The sequence below is a fragment of the Vibrio sp. 811 genome (genome assembly GCF_033339195.1).
In genome coordinates this window covers 1-717 of record NZ_JAWOUB010000383.1, presented here as the reverse complement: position 1 = coordinate 717, position 717 = coordinate 1, and the positions used below count along the sequence as shown (strand labels likewise).

General features: G+C 46.7%; 2 protein-coding genes. One reads left to right on the top strand and one right to left on the bottom strand.

The genetic code is table 11. The annotated features are described in order from the left end of the window. The coding region (locus tag R7Q46_RS27025) for a catalase-related domain-containing protein (protein WP_318078231.1) at window positions 1–170 on the top strand (170 nt) is incomplete at its 5' end. Window positions 171–294: 124 nt separating this feature from the next. Here R7Q46_RS27025 and R7Q46_RS27020 read toward each other — a convergent pair. Further along, window positions 295–717, bottom strand: a 423-nt coding sequence (locus R7Q46_RS27020) for an NAD(P)-dependent oxidoreductase (RefSeq protein WP_318078229.1), incomplete at its 5' end; no start/stop codon positions are given.

Sequence of the window (717 nt, the reverse complement as noted above, 5' to 3'; positions counted from 1 at the left end):
ACCTATTCCGTCTGATGAGCGAAGAACAGCGTCAAACTCTATTCGACAACACCGCTCGTGCAATGGATGGTGTGCCAGACTTCATCAAAGAACGTCACGTTAACCACGCCTACCAAGCGGACGAAGCTTACGGCAAAGGCTTAGAACTGGCGTTAGGTTTAGCGAAATAACCCACAGCAAATATTCCATAGTAAATACAAACGGAGGCGCACGTTGCGCCTCCCAGTTAAGAGAATTCGATATGATCAATTTAGACTTTTTCAAACTCTTCGATACCAAAGAGTTCTTCATCTACTACTGATTTTTGGCTACAGCCTTAATCAGTACTGACGTATCCATACGACCAAGCCCTTCACGTTGAAGGCCTGCGTACTGCTCGTCGACCATCTTAGTCAATGGAAGCTCAAGCCCAACACGCTCAGCTTCTTCCAAACAAAAGCCAAGGTCTTTGCGCATCCAATCAATCGCGAAGCCAAAATCAAACTTGTCTTGCGCCATGGTCGTGGCACGGTTTTCCATTTGCCATGAACCAGCAGCGCCGTGTTTCAGCGTCTCGACAACCTGTTCAATGTCTAAGCCCGATTTTTGCGCAAGCAAAAGTGCTTCACTCAAGCCCTGCAAAATACCACCAATACAGATTTGGTTTACCATTTTACAACGCTGTCCCTGACCATTTTCGCCCAGTAGAGTGATTTGTTTCGCGTACACATCCATCAC